The 15,860-nt window shown below is 36.0% G+C and carries 13 protein-coding genes and 1 other RNA gene; 2 read left to right on the plus strand and 12 right to left on the minus strand.

Going from position 1 to position 15,860, the window contains the following annotated elements:
• Positions 1–11: 11 nt before the first annotated feature.
• From K5X82_03395 to K5X82_03445, 11 genes are all read right to left on the minus strand, one after another.
• A complete protein-coding gene (locus K5X82_03395) occupies positions 12–1,040 on the minus strand; it encodes an iron ABC transporter permease (GenBank protein ID QZT37953.1) in 1,029 nt (342 codons plus the stop codon).
• Between the two features lie 5 nt (positions 1,041–1,045).
• Complete coding sequence (locus K5X82_03400) at positions 1,046–2,170, minus strand: ABC transporter substrate-binding protein (protein ID QZT37954.1); 1,125 nt, start codon at positions 2,168–2,170, stop codon at positions 1,046–1,048.
• A gap of 60 nt (positions 2,171–2,230) precedes the next feature.
• A complete protein-coding gene (locus K5X82_03405) occupies positions 2,231–4,384 on the minus strand; it encodes a trypsin-like peptidase domain-containing protein (protein QZT37955.1) in 2,154 nt (717 codons plus the stop codon).
• A gap of 92 nt (positions 4,385–4,476) precedes the next feature.
• Positions 4,477–5,931, minus strand: coding sequence for an NADPH-dependent glutamate synthase (gltA, locus tag K5X82_03410; protein ID QZT37956.1), 1,455 nt, complete (start codon positions 5,929–5,931; stop codon positions 4,477–4,479).
• A gap of 27 nt (positions 5,932–5,958) precedes the next feature.
• Positions 5,959–6,765: a sulfide/dihydroorotate dehydrogenase-like FAD/NAD-binding protein gene (locus K5X82_03415; GenBank protein QZT37957.1), complete on the minus strand. Its 807-nt coding sequence runs from the start codon at positions 6,763–6,765 to the stop codon at positions 5,959–5,961.
• A 195-nt stretch (positions 6,766–6,960) separates the two neighbouring features.
• Positions 6,961–7,443: a YhcH/YjgK/YiaL family protein gene (locus K5X82_03420; GenBank protein ID QZT37958.1), complete on the minus strand. Its 483-nt coding sequence runs from the start codon at positions 7,441–7,443 to the stop codon at positions 6,961–6,963.
• 68 nt (positions 7,444–7,511) lie between these two features.
• Positions 7,512–7,889, minus strand: an RNA gene (rnpB, locus tag K5X82_03425) — RNase P RNA component class A.
• Positions 7,890–7,953: 64 nt separating this feature from the next.
• On the minus strand, positions 7,954–8,151 hold the full coding sequence (locus tag K5X82_03430; protein ID QZT37959.1) for a hypothetical protein: 198 nt from the start codon (positions 8,149–8,151) through the stop codon (positions 7,954–7,956).
• A gap of 92 nt (positions 8,152–8,243) precedes the next feature.
• Positions 8,244–10,508 (minus strand): hypothetical protein, encoded by a 2,265-nt coding sequence (locus K5X82_03435; protein ID QZT37960.1) that lies wholly within the window; start codon positions 10,506–10,508, stop codon positions 8,244–8,246.
• Positions 10,509–11,378 carry a FecR family protein gene (locus K5X82_03440; GenBank protein QZT37961.1) on the minus strand — a complete coding sequence of 290 codons (870 nt, stop codon included), beginning with the start codon at positions 11,376–11,378 and terminating at the stop codon, positions 10,509–10,511.
• The gene (locus K5X82_03445) at positions 11,362–11,880 is read right to left on the minus strand and encodes a sigma-70 family RNA polymerase sigma factor (GenBank protein QZT37962.1); all 519 of its coding nucleotides are present in this window, start codon (positions 11,878–11,880) and stop codon (positions 11,362–11,364) included. Before K5X82_03445 ends, K5X82_03440 begins: the two co-directional genes overlap by 17 nt.
• Before the next feature lie 316 nt (positions 11,881–12,196).
• On the opposite strand from K5X82_03445, the gene K5X82_03450 reads away from it, so the two are divergent.
• Positions 12,197–13,513, plus strand: coding sequence for an MFS transporter (locus K5X82_03450; GenBank protein QZT37963.1), 1,317 nt, complete (start codon positions 12,197–12,199; stop codon positions 13,511–13,513).
• 30 nt (positions 13,514–13,543) lie between these two features.
• Positions 13,544–14,110, plus strand: coding sequence for a GNAT family N-acetyltransferase (locus K5X82_03455; GenBank protein ID QZT37964.1), 567 nt, complete (start codon positions 13,544–13,546; stop codon positions 14,108–14,110).
• Between the two features lie 62 nt (positions 14,111–14,172).
• Here the strand turns inward: K5X82_03455 and K5X82_03460 are convergent, their stop codons facing one another.
• Positions 14,173–15,780, minus strand: a complete 1,608-nt coding sequence (locus K5X82_03460) for a SulP family inorganic anion transporter (protein QZT37965.1) — start codon at positions 15,778–15,780, stop codon at positions 14,173–14,175.
• Positions 15,781–15,860 lie beyond the last annotated feature (80 nt).

The raw sequence follows: 15,860 nt of genomic DNA on the forward strand, positions 1-15,860 counted from the left end.
TCTATTTCATATTAGTTTATTACCCTTTTGTTTAATATTACCCATACAACAATCGGAATTCCTAAGAGTGACATTACTGAATTAATTGGCAACACTAATGAGTAGCCTGGTACTTGAGAAATAATATCACCTAAGACTAGGAATATGGCCCCAAGAATCATGGATGCAGGAATTAGGAATTTATGGCTTGCAGAAGAAAGAATCATCCTTGAAATATGAGGTATCGCCACTCCGATAAATCCTATTGGACCACAAAATGCTGTAACGGTTCCAGCAATCATTGTAGTAGAGAGAAATATCAGCGCTCGTGTCCATTTAAGGTGTACTCCTAAACTCAGAGCATATCGTTCCCCTAGCATAAAAGCATCTAAGCGCTTACTCATGACAAAGGAGATCGCAACCCCCAATAGTGACACCATACTCATAACAATTAATTGTGAACTTGTAGCTGCACCGATACTACCCATTGTCCATACTACAAATGATTTTAATGCAGCCTTACTACCAAAATATTGTAGCAAATTCACAATAGAGGTAGCGACCCCTGAGAATAGTATCCCTAGAACTAACACAGTCATTACTCCTCGTACTCTAGAAGAAACATAGAGAACAAATGCTAAAACGATACCAGCTCCTATCCATGCTGCAGCTGCAATAGACCAACTTCCGATTCCACTTCCAACAAAATGATACCATGAGCTTCCCACACCCAACACTAGAATAGCTACACCGAGGCTTGCACCAGAGCTAACACCTAGTATGTAAGGGCCTGCTAAAGGATTACGAAAAATAGTCTGCATTTGTAATCCTGCAACAGAAAGTGTGGCTCCAACAATACATGCAGTCCATAGGCGAGGTATACGAATATCCCAAACAATGGTACTATTCATTTCATTCGCTGTGGAGCGTAGTAATATGATATCCCATAACTCCATCCATGAGATTTTGGCATTTCCAATATAAAGGTCAACCAATAGGAGTCCTACTAATAATATTGCAGATAAAATAAAGAAGACTATATATATACGATTTGATCTCAAGACACTTATTTTAATTTCTTATAATAATAGAATTCATGATTAGGCAATAGGGTCGGATGAAATATTGCAATCAGATCATTTAGTACTTTATCTGGATTCATTACCCCACTTTCCCAATAATCATTTCCACCAGAAGCTCCTGTACGAAGATTATTATTGAAAATATGATCTTCTTTGAGAGGACGGAATGATTTAAATCGAGGGTCAGTATCAAGAATTTGCTGTATACTACTCATCATACCACAGTCAATCCAGAATTGTGCTTTTTGGGATCTTACATAAACCTCTTCAAACGATACTGGAGAAGCTTTGTTTTCATCTCGATCACTCCAAATATAATCTCCACCAGCATCACGTATAAATTGGGCTAGAGTTGTTTTATCCCCTGCAACCCACCATGCATCTTTATATGGAAATCCTGTCATCACTTCAGGTAAGGTTTGACTACTCTCTTTGACTAAATTAACACCCTTAATGTATTCTTTACATTTTTCTTCAAAAATAGTATTGGATAATTTAGACTTATCAAGAAGTAAACCGAAAACCTTTATCCACTCTAACTTACCTAAAGGGTGTAATTCATTATATTCCCCGATAACTACGACTGGAATATTAAATTTCTTAAAACGATCATACAGCTCCATCACCTCACTACCAACACCATATGCAAAGATAACATCTGGCTTTAACGAAATAATAAGTTCTTCATTTAATGAATTATCATAACCAATCTCTTGAATCTCTCCTCTTTGAATCCTAGCTGCCGTAGTGGAATCATTTACATATTGTGTCCCTGATATCCCAACAATCTTCTCTTCTTCACCTAATGCTTTAAGAAATGCCAAGTGGGTTGTCGAAAAAGAAATAATTCGATTAATTTTTGTTGGCAAACGAAAAGCACTTGCACTTTTCATCGTAGAATCACTATTATCAAGAATCGTATATTTAAGATTAAACCCCTCTGCATCTTGCCAAGGAGAAGTCACGACTAAAGTGCTACTATCTATAGTAAATCCTTTCGCATATTTATTTGCGCCGCTTTCGAAACTTATTTTATCTGTATTATTCTTTCTCTCATTACACCCAACAAGAACAATTATAAATGAAAGAATTAAAAGAATTCGATTCATGGTTTTCTTTTTTACATTAAATAGACAAACCAAATGTAATAGCTTTCATCGAAACAATCATTATTGATTAGATCTAAATTTACCTTTGAACTGCTTTGCATTGTGATAAAACGTATAGAAATAAACACCAACATCTAAATTATCAATATCAACATCAGCTCCATCCACAAGAACATCAACACTTTGTGTGGAGACCAATTGACCATTAATATCATAAACAGTTAACACAATATCTTTCATTGGCTCCCCTGTATAAAGAAAATACTTATTAGCACCTAGATTGGGTTTTGCATACAACAACACCTTATCTTGACCAATCTTATTTCCTGCGATTGTAGTAGGAACATCTTTTTCGATTACTTCTCCAATAAAAAAAGAAGCAGACTGATTTATTGGATATGAATTCATTGGATTCATTTCTTCATCAATTATAAAATAGGCAGTATTAGAAACATCTTTCTCATTAAGACTATGATATGGGATGAAATCATCCGTCCAAGGTCCATCATTTAAACTAAGTACAATGTAGTGATCCTTTCCAACTTGTAATGGCTCTGGTAAAGATAAAAAAACCTTATTCTGACGTTTAAATATATTTGTTGAAGTACTATAACTCTGGATCAGAGATGAAAGGCCTCCATCATTGGGATGAGCACCGTAAACAGCAATAGTTAATGTCTTATCCATGTAGCTAGTCCATAACTCTCCATGATACATAGCAATTGACACTTGTGTTAGAGATCCCCCTCTATCTCTTTGAAATCGTTCGGCGACAGCATCAAATATGATATCATCAGGAATTAACCCTGAAAAACTAGCATCTGAAGTTACATTTGTTTGAGTCTCATATTTAGTGGGCATCCCATCCTGCGGATCATAACCAGCCATAGATAAGACACCATAGTTATTTGACAACCAATATTTAATTTGCATAGATTGCTGATGGTGGTAATCCCAAATATAACTTAAGCTTGAATAAAAATCATTTCTTGGATTAATACAACTTGCAATACCTCCGATTAATGATCCAACAACTTTGCCATTATCAAACAATGCAGAACCTGAAGATCCACCCTCTGTTACCCCCTGGTCCCATCTCTTTATCCACAAAGAACTATTGGGAACAAGCTCTTCACCATAGCTTGCAAGTTCAGGGATAGCATTACTTACAGAATATTTCTTCACATCGCCTTCAGGATGATGAATACCATAAACCTCCTCAGTTACTTCACCACTAACATCCCATCCAGCATAGTATGGATTATATTCTAGGGCAGGTGATTCATTCATTTCTACTAAGGTAAAATCTAGGTCAACAGCAGTTGCTCTTAACACAGACCCATTCACTATTTGACTCTGATTGCCCTCTAGTCCGTCACATGGAAAAGACTCATAATTGAAATGAAAGTGAGTAGTTGCAGCTTCCTCCTCAGAACCTATACAATGGTTTGCAGTTAACACATAAGGCGGTTTATCAGCCCTATTACTATTCATCAGTGTTCCTGTACAAAGATATCTGCCGCTAATAATTAATCGACACACACTTCTTTTTAACATTAGGTATTCGGTATTTGTTGAACAGTTAATATCTAATTCACAGGAACCAGAGTCGCCAAAACCTTTTCTCTGCCTTTGATTACGCGTCCGTTGTCCAAAAAGTCTAAAACCATGATTAAAGCATGAAACCTGAAGATTGGCTTGAGTCTTGACATCTTGAGGTATATTTAACTCTATAAATAATGTATCTCCATCATAAATATTCGTCTGATATCCCCCCAAAACATTCTCCATTCCTGATTGTATCGGAAGATATTGCTTTGTTTGCGAACCATAAACGTATAGTTTCATCCCTGAGGGAATGAACATCTTACTGAAATTCATACTCAAAAAGTAGGCATCTTTTGACAAAACTCTCAAAAGATAAGCCGTGGATTTATCATCAAATTCTAACCTGGATGCTTTCTGTATAAAATCCCATTCCACAAAGATTGGAGAAGCTACTTGAAGTCTTTTATTTCTTGTTTGAGGATACTTTTGTTTCAATGCACTATTATCCTGAGATGGTAGTACATAGGTATTTATCGAAGGGACTGAATTAACAGAAAAAATTTTTTTCCACTTAGAATATGGTATTTGCTGTGCTTTAACCTGTATTGAAGAAGTTAATACTCCCACAAACAACAATGTACTTAATATAACATATAGATTCCTCATTGACTATCAAGTTTATTGAATAAAGAAAGGTTGTATATATTATATACAACCTTTCTCAGCACAAAATAGTTTTTAATATTACACCAACAAAACTATTTTGTTAAGAAATCATCCATTGACTCGGCGGCTTTTCTTCCATCTCCCATAGCAAGGATTACAGTCGCTCCTCCACGAACAATATCTCCTCCAGCAAATACATCTACATCATCTGATTGCATGTTGTCTTCATTGACCAAAACTGTCCCCCATTCAGATGTTCTGATTGATGGTAAACACGATGGAATCAATGGATTTGGAGAAACACCCACAGATACAATTACCAAATCTACTGGCTCTTCAATAAATTTACCTTCCACAGGAATTGGTCTACGACGCCCTGATGCATCAGCTTCACCTAGCTCCATTACTTGAAGCTTCATCGATTTTATTCGACCATTCTCATCTCCCTGATAAGATACTGGATTATGCAAACATTTAAATTCAACACCTTCTTCAATGGCGTGGTTTACCTCTTCTACACGTGCAGGAATCTCATCCATAGAACGACGATAAACAATCATAGCTTTTTCAGCACCTAAACGACGAGCAGTTCGTACTGAATCCATTGCAGTATTTCCACCTCCAATAATTGCGACACGCTTCCCTTTCAATACAGGTGTTTCTGATTCAGACTGATAGGCCTCCATTAAATTCACTCGAGTCAGATACTCATTTGCGGAGAATACTCCGTTTAAGTTCTCACCTAGAATTCCCATAAAACGAGGAAGACCAGCACCACTACCTACAAAGAAAGCTTCGTAACCTTGCTCTTTTAAATCTTCAAAGGATGCAGTACGTCCCACAACAAAGTTTGTTTCAAACTTCACACCCATCTTTCTAAGATTATCAATTTCAAATTCAACGATATCATTAGGCAGACGAAATTCAGGGATACCATATTTTAAAACACCACCGATTTCATGTAATGCTTCAAACACAGTTACGTCATACCCTTTTTTTATCATATCACCTGCAAATGAAAGAGAAGCAGGGCCTGAACCTACAGCAGCGATCTTCTTGCCATTCTTAGAGATATTTGGTATTTGAGGATTCTTATCGTTCTCTCGAGCATAATCAGCAGCAAAACGTTCAAGATAACCAATCGCAACTGCAGGTTTCTTCAATTTTTGAGTATAGAAACATTGTGCTTCACATTGCTTTTCCTGAGGGCATACACGGCCACAAACAGCAGGCAGAGCACTCTTATCTTTTAGTGTAGAAGCAGCTTTAACAAACTCTCCCAATTCAATTTCTTTGATAAATTTTGGAATATTAATCCCAACAGGACATCCAGAAATACATGTAGGATTTGCACAATCCATACATCGAATAGCTTCATGTTGAGCATCTTCAGATGACAACCCACAGTTTACTTCAACATCTTGGTGTTTGATACGCTCTTGGGCATCAACCTCTGGCATCCCTACTCTTTCTAGAGCAATCCTATCCTTATTCTTGTTTTTTTTTCTTAGCTCTTCTCTCCAAGCTTCAGATCTATCTGGCAACATAAGTTTCAATTACAATTATTGGGATTGTTAATCATTTAGAACTTTCTCTTCATTGACATAACTCTTAAGACGAATCATCATCTCATCAAAATCGACTTGATGTGCATCAAATTCAGGTCCATCAACACAAGTGAACTTTGTTTTTCCACCTACGGTTACACGACAAGCCCCACACATACCTGTTCCATCTACCATCATTGCATTTAAACTAGCTTGAGTTGGTACGTCATACTCTTTTGTCAATTGCGCAGCAAATTTCATCATAATAGCAGGACCTATTACAATAGCTTCATCTACGTTCTCACGCTCAAGAACTTCTTTCATCCCTTCTGTAATAAGACCTTTACGTCCTAGAGATCCATCATCAGTCATGATAATAAGCTCATCAGACCATTTTTCCATCTCTTCTTTCAGAATAATTAATTCTTCAGAACGAGCAGCAATTACAGATACAACGCGGTTACCAGCTTTCTTAAAAGCTTCTACAATAGGCAAAAGAGGTGCTACACCAACACCACCACCACAAGCAAGAATAGTACCCACATTATGAATATCAGTAGGACGTCCTAAAGGGCCTACTAAATCAGTGATATAGTCTCCTACATTTAGTGCTGCCAATTTCTTAGAACTCGCACCTACGATCTGTGCTACAATACGAATGGTTCCTCTCTTTTCATCAGCACCAGCAATCGTAAGAGGAACACGTTCCCCTTTATCACCAACGCGTAAGATAATAAAGTTACCAGCTTTTCGGGACTTAGCTATCAATGGAGCCTCTATCTCAAAGGCAACCACTTTTTCCGAAAAATACTCTTTGCCTATAATCTTATTCATTATTCTCTTTCGTTAATTATGGTCTAATATCACAAGATACAGACCACGTTTTCACTCAATAACACACAAAAGTAGTATTATTATAAACAGCAAAAGGAAACTTTCCTAATGGAATAATTCTAAATTATTTTACAAAAAAAAGCTTCATATCTAAGAAAGATATAAAGCTTTTTGAACGAATTGACAGCTTAATAATTATGCAACTGCAACTTTCAATACGATCTTACGGATAAACACAGGAGTATCACCAATAGTTTGACATGGAGCATGAATATCACATGGGAATAAAACTGCTGCATCACCTTTTTTCACCTTAATTGCAGTATACTCTTCTAGTTTTGGGAAATATACATCTTTAGTCTCATTATACTCAGCAGAAGTCGTAATATTTTTAATTGACCCATTCAAGATATACTCTTCGCCATCAAAAATAAATTGAATATCAATATATTTTTTGTGACCTTCAAACTTAGGTGTTTCTGGTTGCTTTGTATTATACTGTTGGAACGAAGCAAACAACTCGTCACCTTCAATCTCATGCTTATAAGCCTTTCCATCTTCCACATTATCAAAAAGAGATTCTAGATCAGCAGTTTCCAAGAACTCAATTCCTTTCACCAACAACTCTTGTGCTGGAATTTGTGAAGCAACCTCTTCTAATGTTCCAAATATTGCCATTATATTTTTTTATTGGTTTACAAATAACAATAAAGAGCCACACCCTTGGGTATAACTCTTTATTTTAAAGAATGTGACTGTGTATAAGCCGAGTTCTGTACTCCCTAAAGAGCCTCTATCATTTATCTAGATTTATTGTCACCAATAAACTCAAGCAGCCTACCCCTCTCGATAGAAACTTATCATTTCTCCAAAGCGAGCAGCCTTGTACTAATCAAAGTTCGAGATATATTTGGCCTTACAACACATGAGGCGTACGGCTATCCATGTTGCCACAGACACCGGTGAGCTCTTACCTCACCTTTTCACCCTTACTCCGAAGAGCGGTTATTCTCTGTTACGCTACTATAAGTTCACACCCATCTTCCCGTTAAGAAGCATGTTGCTCTTTGTTGCCCGGACTTTCCTCGTGAACGAAATGTTCCCGCGATAGAGTCACAATCACACCACAAATATATTAAATACTATTGTTAAAATGAAAACTTATTACTTAATCTATTGATTTATTTTTCATACGACATCCCATTTACTATAGACCAACTGACGCATACGTCTTTTTGAGAACTCTGATGGAGACATCAATTCACTTTCATTCAAAGAATTGAGCCAACGATCAATTTTTGTCCAATTAGGATCTTTTAAGTGCACTGATCTAAGTTCAGGGAACGGTTTTTCCTTCTCCAACTCTTCCCATCTCCTTTTATTCATCCGATAAGGTATTAAAAATGTAAACTAAACAGTAATATACAAGTCTAACGAAGCAAATCAATATTTTATTTTAGAGGAATCTATTATTTAAATTAATTCGACAAAACAATCTCTACAGCAGCACCAACATAATAAGATGGCTGAACCAGCCCAATGTCAGAATTACTATCTCCAATATTAAAAACGACATTCATACTCTTCAAATTAGAGCGGTTACCTTGATAATTAACAAAACCTTTAATTTTTGAATCATATCCCATCACTTTACACTTATAATGAATATTAAAATCAAAATTAACCCAATAGTCCTGATATGCATTAGATTGCATATAAGGCAACTCCCAAGGGTCTCCGATATACAACATCGCATTAGCCCCTAAATACCATCGTTTATCCTCGACACTTACATCCGCACCTAGAACATGAGAAACACCATCCAAGTATGCAAAATCTTTATGTGTTTCTTTTGTTTTATAACTCTTCAAGCCATAATTTACACCAAACTGCACATCTGAAATAGACTTATATAAACGTAACATTGCGGAAGAGACAACTTCATCTGTATAAAAAGAGCTTTGCCCCAAATAACTAACATTATTATTGAGATCCATCCCTGCAGACATATCTAGATACAAATACCCCATATCTAGACGATTCAATCCAACAAAATAACTATTTGTGGTTTGTAAAGGATCACCTTCTTGATAAACCATTGACGTTTCAAACATACCTGTACTTGAATAGAACAACCTCGTAGTATAAGCCGAACTAACACGCCTTGTTGCACGAATTCCCAAGAAAGACTCTTCCTTGAGATCAATTTGCATATATAAGTTATAATACAGTGATGACTTATATATATTATTAAAATACTTCCAACCAATATCTCCTCTTAACATCAATTTCGTCGATACACGAAATTGATCATTGAAATAAACAGAACTAATCAAAGCCGAATTAGCTTCTCTTAAATAATCAATCCCAGTACTCTTAGGAGCTAAAAATTCATTATCAATTCCTACAGAAAACATATGCCTTTTTCGAACAGGATAGTTTACAGAAACTGACACATTCGTTGAAGAAAGTCCATTTTGCAATTGATACTCAGGCAAGAAATCATTCTTATCCTGCAAATGATTATCATTAAAATATTTTTCTTGAAGTGAAATATCTAATGAATGGTTTTTATTAAAATAAAACTGATACCCAACCATAAAATCGACAAACCATCTACGACGACATAATTCAATGTTTTGATCTAATGCTTCATTTTTTTGTGACAAACTATTATTCGCAAGAGAACCTTTAAAATCCACATACAACATCTTATTATCTACTAGATGTTCATACCTCGCAGCAAGACTCCCAAGGTATTCATCCCCTGCACGAAGTAAAACAATCCCTTTTTCATCTTTTGTTGAATGAGAAGAAGAAGGCATTCGGTGCAACGAGGCAACTAAATACAACTGATCTATAGAATCTTTTTTAGAACTCCACTGAAACCACGAATCAATATTACCAACTTGAAACCCCCGTACATTTGATCTTAAAATCCACGACTCGGTATCATACAACACATCATTCCGAAGAGTCACATAAGGCCCTTGTCCTCCTCCAATACTTTTTTTATCAAACAATAACTTCTCACCATTTTGCAAAGGGCTTGTCCATACATCAGAATCAATAGGATCAAAATGATTTTCATTAACCCCATTTAATGATCTAGAAATCTCTTTCTGCCTATGATTATCTCGAGAGTTATCTAACAGATAAGCCCATATTAAATGAGGCACAGTGTCATTCACAATCTTTTGTAAATGTAGAGAATCAGAAAGATCGTTATATGAAAAGCACAAACTATCTGACACTGTTGCAAGAAAGGCATTTGAGCTATTCCATAACCATTCACCTTCTCTTGTCTGAAAACCCAATGTGTTCATTCGATTCAACGCGACAAATTGACTTTTTTTCAACTGCCAAGCAACTTCTTTATTAGAGATAACACTCTTTATAGGCTTAACCTTTTGAAGTACCACCTGCTTCTCTGGCTTTGACTTCTTGACTGGACACGGATAGAAGACATATACATTTGACATCTTATCGACACAAATAGAGGTCCCACTTATGGCTGAATATAAAATCTCATCCACCGTTTTTCCATCAGGATCATGTGACAATGTAAAACGGTTTAATGCATCAACGTCCAAAGATACTTGAATTCCTTTTGTATGGGACACATACATAACATAATCCCCAAGCTTCTTTGGTATCTCCTGAGCGCTAAGCTCCCCGTGCCCTATCACAAGGGCTATCCACAATAGACTAAAATAAAATATTGTTTTTCTACTAAAATTCATTTATTGTTTTGTAAGAACAAAATAATCTTCTTTTTCTTCTACAAAAGAAAGACCAAGAGGCTTACAAACCAAATTTAGTGCATTATAAATTGTATTTGGACGATCAAAAATTATAGTACTCTTTAACTCCAACCCAACAGGAACGGTAATTTTTACGCCATACTCTATTTCTAAACGCTTCGAAATATAATACACACTTCTTTGATGAAAAGAGAACTTCTGATCCACCCAAGATGGTTTACTCGACAATTCCTTATTCTGTTTACGAACCTTCACCTTCTCTTTCCCAAGCTTTGTCATTGAGTCTTTAGGCAGCAATAAAACAATTTCCTCATGATCACCATTAGCAGTCACTTTAACCTTTCCTGTATAACAAGCAACTTCAAATGTTCCATCAGAAGATAACACATTAAAAGAAGTTCCAAGCACCTGCGTCTTACCCAAATCAGACTGTACAGTAAATTGACTTCCTTTCATGACCTTAAAAAAACCCTCTCCATCGAAGTCAACCTCACGCTCAAGATACCAACCCAAAGGGCGATAAGTAATAACCGAGTTTTTTTTAGCCAAGACAGTAGATCCATCAGGCAGTTTAATCAATTGGGTCAATTCGTCAACAACGAACTCACTTTGATAACCAATAGCAGTCCACCCTACACCTACAAATATCAATATCGATGCAGCCCAGTAAAACCATGGCATACGAATCGTTTTGCTATTTGTTTTTTCCAATTCTCTTTTCGGCAACTCTTTCGACATCCGCCGCCAGATTTCTTCAGGGCTTTCCGAATAGGATATCTTTATATCAGGAAATTCGTGTTCTAAACACTCCTCTTCCTGTTGTAATCTATTCTTATTTTCGTTTCTCATAATCTAATGCACTTCTCAAAAATGCCAAAGCATTTTTCATTCTCTTTTCTACAGCTTTAACACTAATACCTAATCGATCAGCAATCTCACTATACTTAAGTGCGTCATGCCTACTCATAAGAAACACTTCCCTATGATTATCGGACATATCCACCAAGGCCTGCTCATAATCCCTTAACAATCGTTCATATTCAACAATATCCTCTGGAGTACGATATTCGACATCTTCAACAAAAGCACTATATTTCTTCTGCACTTTTTCATGTCTAACTCTCGAAATCCATAAATCAAGGGACATCTTATATAGCAAACCTACCGTATTGGACTGCTCTAATCTATCTTTCTTCTCCCAAAGCTTCATAAAAGACTCTTGTGCAATATCTGAAGCAACTTCGGGATCTCCACAACGATAGTAGAGATAATTGCGTAAAGAGGGAAAATGCGCATTAAATAACTCTTCAAATTCTTCGTTACTCAAATCATTATAATTTTCAACATGCAATGATGTAGATTTTCAACAAAACTCCTCAATAATCAACCACAATATTTATCTATAGCAAGGAGGGTTGTTGCATTCCACTCGCTAAATAAACAAAACAATTGACATTAAACAATAACACAAAGAGCAAAACATCGAAACATTTTATAATTAAATAAAGTTAATTCAATAAAAAGTTTAAACATGAATCAAAAGCAATAACTTTCGATTCACTAGCTTTGTATTAATAATACATAATGAGAATACCTCATTATACTTTAATACCGTTCTAGGGAGAAAAGACCCTACTTTAGCTTATCAAAATTAACACTTATCTCAAATGAATAGATTCGATCGTTTTCCCATCAATCCACAAAAAACACCTTTCTTCTATGGATGGATAATCGTAGCCGTTGGAACACTTGGAATCTTATTCAGTCTTCCAGGACAAACATCAGGTGTTTCAGTATTTACAGATCATCTTTTAAATGCTCTACAAATTAGCAGAAATAACCTAACTTCCGCTTATATGATCGGAACAATCTGCAGCTCACTATTTCTCACAAAGATTGGAAAACTATTTGATAAAAAGGGAGCACGTTTACTAATTATATATGCCAGTTTGCTCTTAAGCATCTCCTGTGTGATAATTTCCTATTCACCCAATATCATAAACTACATCTCTTCTCATTTCCAAAGAACAAACAGACTTTTCATCATTATTCCAACCATGTCTTTGATATTTCTAACATTACGATTCTCAGGACAGGGCATGATGACGATGGTATCTAGAACCATGATCATGAAATGGTTTGATCAAAAGAGAGGACTTGCAAATGCCATTAGTGCTGTATTTGTAAGTATCGGATTTTCGGTAGCACCACTCATTTTTGCTTGGGACATTGAAATGTTTGAATGGAATGGTGCTTATAGGGTATTAGGCATTTCTCTTCTTTTTTTCGCTGTTATTGCAACATGTTTTTACAGAGACAATCCTGAAAAATTTGGACTTATTCCTGATGGACTTAAATTAGAACCAACAGCAAATTTTAAAGTTTCAAAAGACGAACGAAAACAATTTACCCTAGAAGAAGCAAAAAAAACATCGGCATACTGGGGAGTCGCTCTTTCCACAACTTTCTTTGGGTTTTTTGTTTCAGGGTTCAATTTTAATATTATCTCAATATATAAACATGCCGGATTTAATACTACAGAAGCATTAAGAACCTTCATTCCTGCAACTATTATTTCTGTATTCATATCCATTATTAGCAGTTATATCAGTGACTATATCCGAATCAAATCAATACTATATATATATGTCGTTGGAGCTTTCATATGTGCTATCAGCTTCACCTACCTTGATCTTGGTCCAATTCCATATTATGGTGAAATTATTGGACTAGGCATCTTAAACGGAACTTATAGCACAGTCATGTCTGTAGGACACCCTCGATTCTTTGGAAGGGAACATCTTGGAGCAATCTCAGGATATAACATGTCTATGATCGTATTTTTCAGCGCAATAGCACCATTACTTTTCAGTATCTCTGAATCGACTCTTGGAAACTATAAAGCTGCTGGGTATATCTCAATACTTTTCACCATAATATTAGTCGTAGTAATTGCTCGAGTTCGAAACCCACAACACAAATAACAACCGCTTCTAACACAAACAAAGGTGATCATGATACTTGGAACGAAAGAAGACAGAAAGCTGATTTTAAAAATCCTAAGCTTAGCTTTTATTGAAAACCCATCAACACTATTTGTACTAAAACGAGGTAAGAAAGAAAGAAGAATAAAAGACCTAATCGACTACTCTTTTAATATTGGTATCCATAAAGGAAATATCTTTATTTCTGACGATCATAAAGCTTGCGCAATAGTCATTGATTCACAAAAAAAGATACACTGGTTCATACAAATAAAACTCCAGGTAAGATTAATCTGGAATGTTATTGGGTTACGCAGACTACCAAAGGTTCTAAAAAAAGAGAAAATCATACATGAACATCACCCCAAGATCCCTCACCTCCATTTATGGTACATCGGTGTTTCCACAGAATATCAACACAATGGTATTGGCACATCACTTCTAAACGAAATCACAGATTACTTCCCCAAGAAACGCCCTATCGTTTTGGAAACATCGATAGATGAAAACATTAACTTCTACAAGAAAAATGGATTTAAACATCACAAAAGTCTACAAATTAATAGTCACAAAGTACACCTACTTTCCAATATATAAAAAATCAAAAGGTGATTATGCAGATTACATAATCACCTTTTAAATACGATTTAAATATCTATTTAAACCTGCTCCATGATATCAGTTACAACATAATATCTTGGGTCATCAATATTATTCTCAATCACCGAAGATAGATGAGCATCCGCCTTAATCAACAAGCGTTTACAATCTTCACTAAGATGCATCAATACGACTTGTTTACCTAAAGATTCGTATTTAGACACCAAAGAAGATATTGCCTCTACAGCTGATTGATCAGAAATTTTCGACTCAATAAAGTCGATTTCCACTTTTTCAGGATCGTTTCTAATATCGAACTTCTGCATAAACGTAGATGTCGAACCAAAAAATAATGGTCCCCATATTTCATAAACTTTGGTCCCATCCTCTCTTACACTCTTACGAGCTCTAATACGTTTTGCACTTTCCCATGCAAACACGAGTGCTGAAACAACAACACCTGCACCAACAGCAACAGCAAGATCAAAAACAACAGTCAATGACGTTACTAATACAATAACAATGGCATCCGTCATAGGAATTTTATGTATAACTTTAAATGTAGCCCATTCAAATGTACCAATCACCACCATAAACATTACACCAACAAGAGCCGCTATCGGCACCATCTCAATGTATGATGATCCAAACAATATAAATGATAGTAATGCCAAAGCTGCTACAATTCCAGACAATCGACCTCTACCACCATTTTGAATATTTATAATAGACTGACCAATCATTGCACAACCTCCCATTCCACCAAAAATACCAGTAAGAATATTAGCTGTTCCTTGTGCAACACACTCTCTATTTGCATTCCCTCGAGTTTCAGTTATTTCATCAATCAGATTCAATGTCATTAGAGATTCAATCAAACCGATAGCTGCCAAAATAACAGAATATGGAAGAATGAAGTAGAACGTATCCATGTTAAAAGGTAACTGTTTGAGAACTGCAATCTGCGGAATAGGCAATCCTCCTTTAATTCCAGATCCTCCACTATCTCTCACAAAGCTACCAACAGTAGCCACATCAAAGCCACCAAAAATTGCCACTAAAGAAACAGCTAATATAGCAACCAATCCTGCTGGAATCTTTTTGGTAAGTTTTGGCAAGAAATAGATAATTGCCATCGTTGACAACACAAGGCCTATCATCATCCACAAATCAAATCCTTTAAGCCAAACATGTTGTCCATCTACAACTTGTGTAAACATTCCTAATTGAGCTACAAAAATCACAATTGCTAGTCCATTTACAAATCCCATCATCACAGGGTGAGGAATTAAACGAACAAATTTTCCCAATTTGAAAACACCACAAACAATCTGAATCAGCCCCATTAGAATAACAGTCGCAAACAGATAATACAATCCAGCATTTTCAACAGGAGTAGCCCATTCTAATCCCATCTGATTTCCTTCACTAACCAAAGAAACCATAACAACAGCCAAGGCTCCAGTAGCTCCTGAAATCATTCCAGGACGCCCTCCTAAGATGGATGTGACCAACCCAATCATAAAAGCAGCATACAATCCAACTAAAGGTTCTACACCAGCAACAAAAGCAAAGGCAACAGCCTCCGGAACTAAAGCTAATGCAACAGTCAACCCTGAAAGAATGTCATTTTTCACATTCTTAGATCCACGTTCTAACAATTCCATATATTATTTTTTACAAAAGCTTGCAAAGATATACGAAATTGACGAGGGACAAAACCAACAAAGTTAAACAAAGGTTAAGG

This window comes from Prolixibacteraceae bacterium, assembly GCA_019856515.1.
Lineage (GTDB): Bacteria > Bacteroidota > Bacteroidia > Bacteroidales > Prolixibacteraceae > Halosquirtibacter > Halosquirtibacter xylanolyticus.

Bases quoted from the DNA above. Each gene is read 5' to 3' on its own strand.
- K5X82_03400 (QZT37954.1), bottom strand. From the start codon at position 2,170: ATGAATCGAATTCTTTTAATTCTTTCATTTATAATTGTTCTTGTTGGG.
- K5X82_03405 (QZT37955.1), bottom strand. From the start codon at position 4,384: ATGAGGAATCTATATGTTATATTAAGTACATTGTTGTTTGTGGGAGTA.
- gltA (QZT37956.1), bottom strand. From the start codon at position 5,931: ATGTTGCCAGATAGATCTGAAGCTTGGAGAGAAGAGCTAAGAAAAAAA.
- K5X82_03415 (QZT37957.1), bottom strand. From the start codon at position 6,765: ATGAATAAGATTATAGGCAAAGAGTATTTTTCGGAAAAAGTGGTTGCC.
- K5X82_03420 (QZT37958.1), bottom strand. From the start codon at position 7,443: ATGGCAATATTTGGAACATTAGAAGAGGTTGCTTCACAAATTCCAGCA.
- K5X82_03430 (QZT37959.1), bottom strand. From the start codon at position 8,151: ATGAATAAAAGGAGATGGGAAGAGTTGGAGAAGGAAAAACCGTTCCCT.
- K5X82_03435 (QZT37960.1), bottom strand. From the start codon at position 10,508: ATGAATTTTAGTAGAAAAACAATATTTTATTTTAGTCTATTGTGGATA.
- K5X82_03440 (QZT37961.1), bottom strand. From the start codon at position 11,378: ATGAGAAACGAAAATAAGAATAGATTACAACAGGAAGAGGAGTGTTTA.
- K5X82_03450 (QZT37963.1), top strand. From the start codon at position 12,197: ATGAATAGATTCGATCGTTTTCCCATCAATCCACAAAAAACACCTTTC.
- K5X82_03455 (QZT37964.1), top strand. From the start codon at position 13,544: ATGATACTTGGAACGAAAGAAGACAGAAAGCTGATTTTAAAAATCCTA.
- K5X82_03460 (QZT37965.1), bottom strand. From the start codon at position 15,780: ATGGAATTGTTAGAACGTGGATCTAAGAATGTGAAAAATGACATTCTT.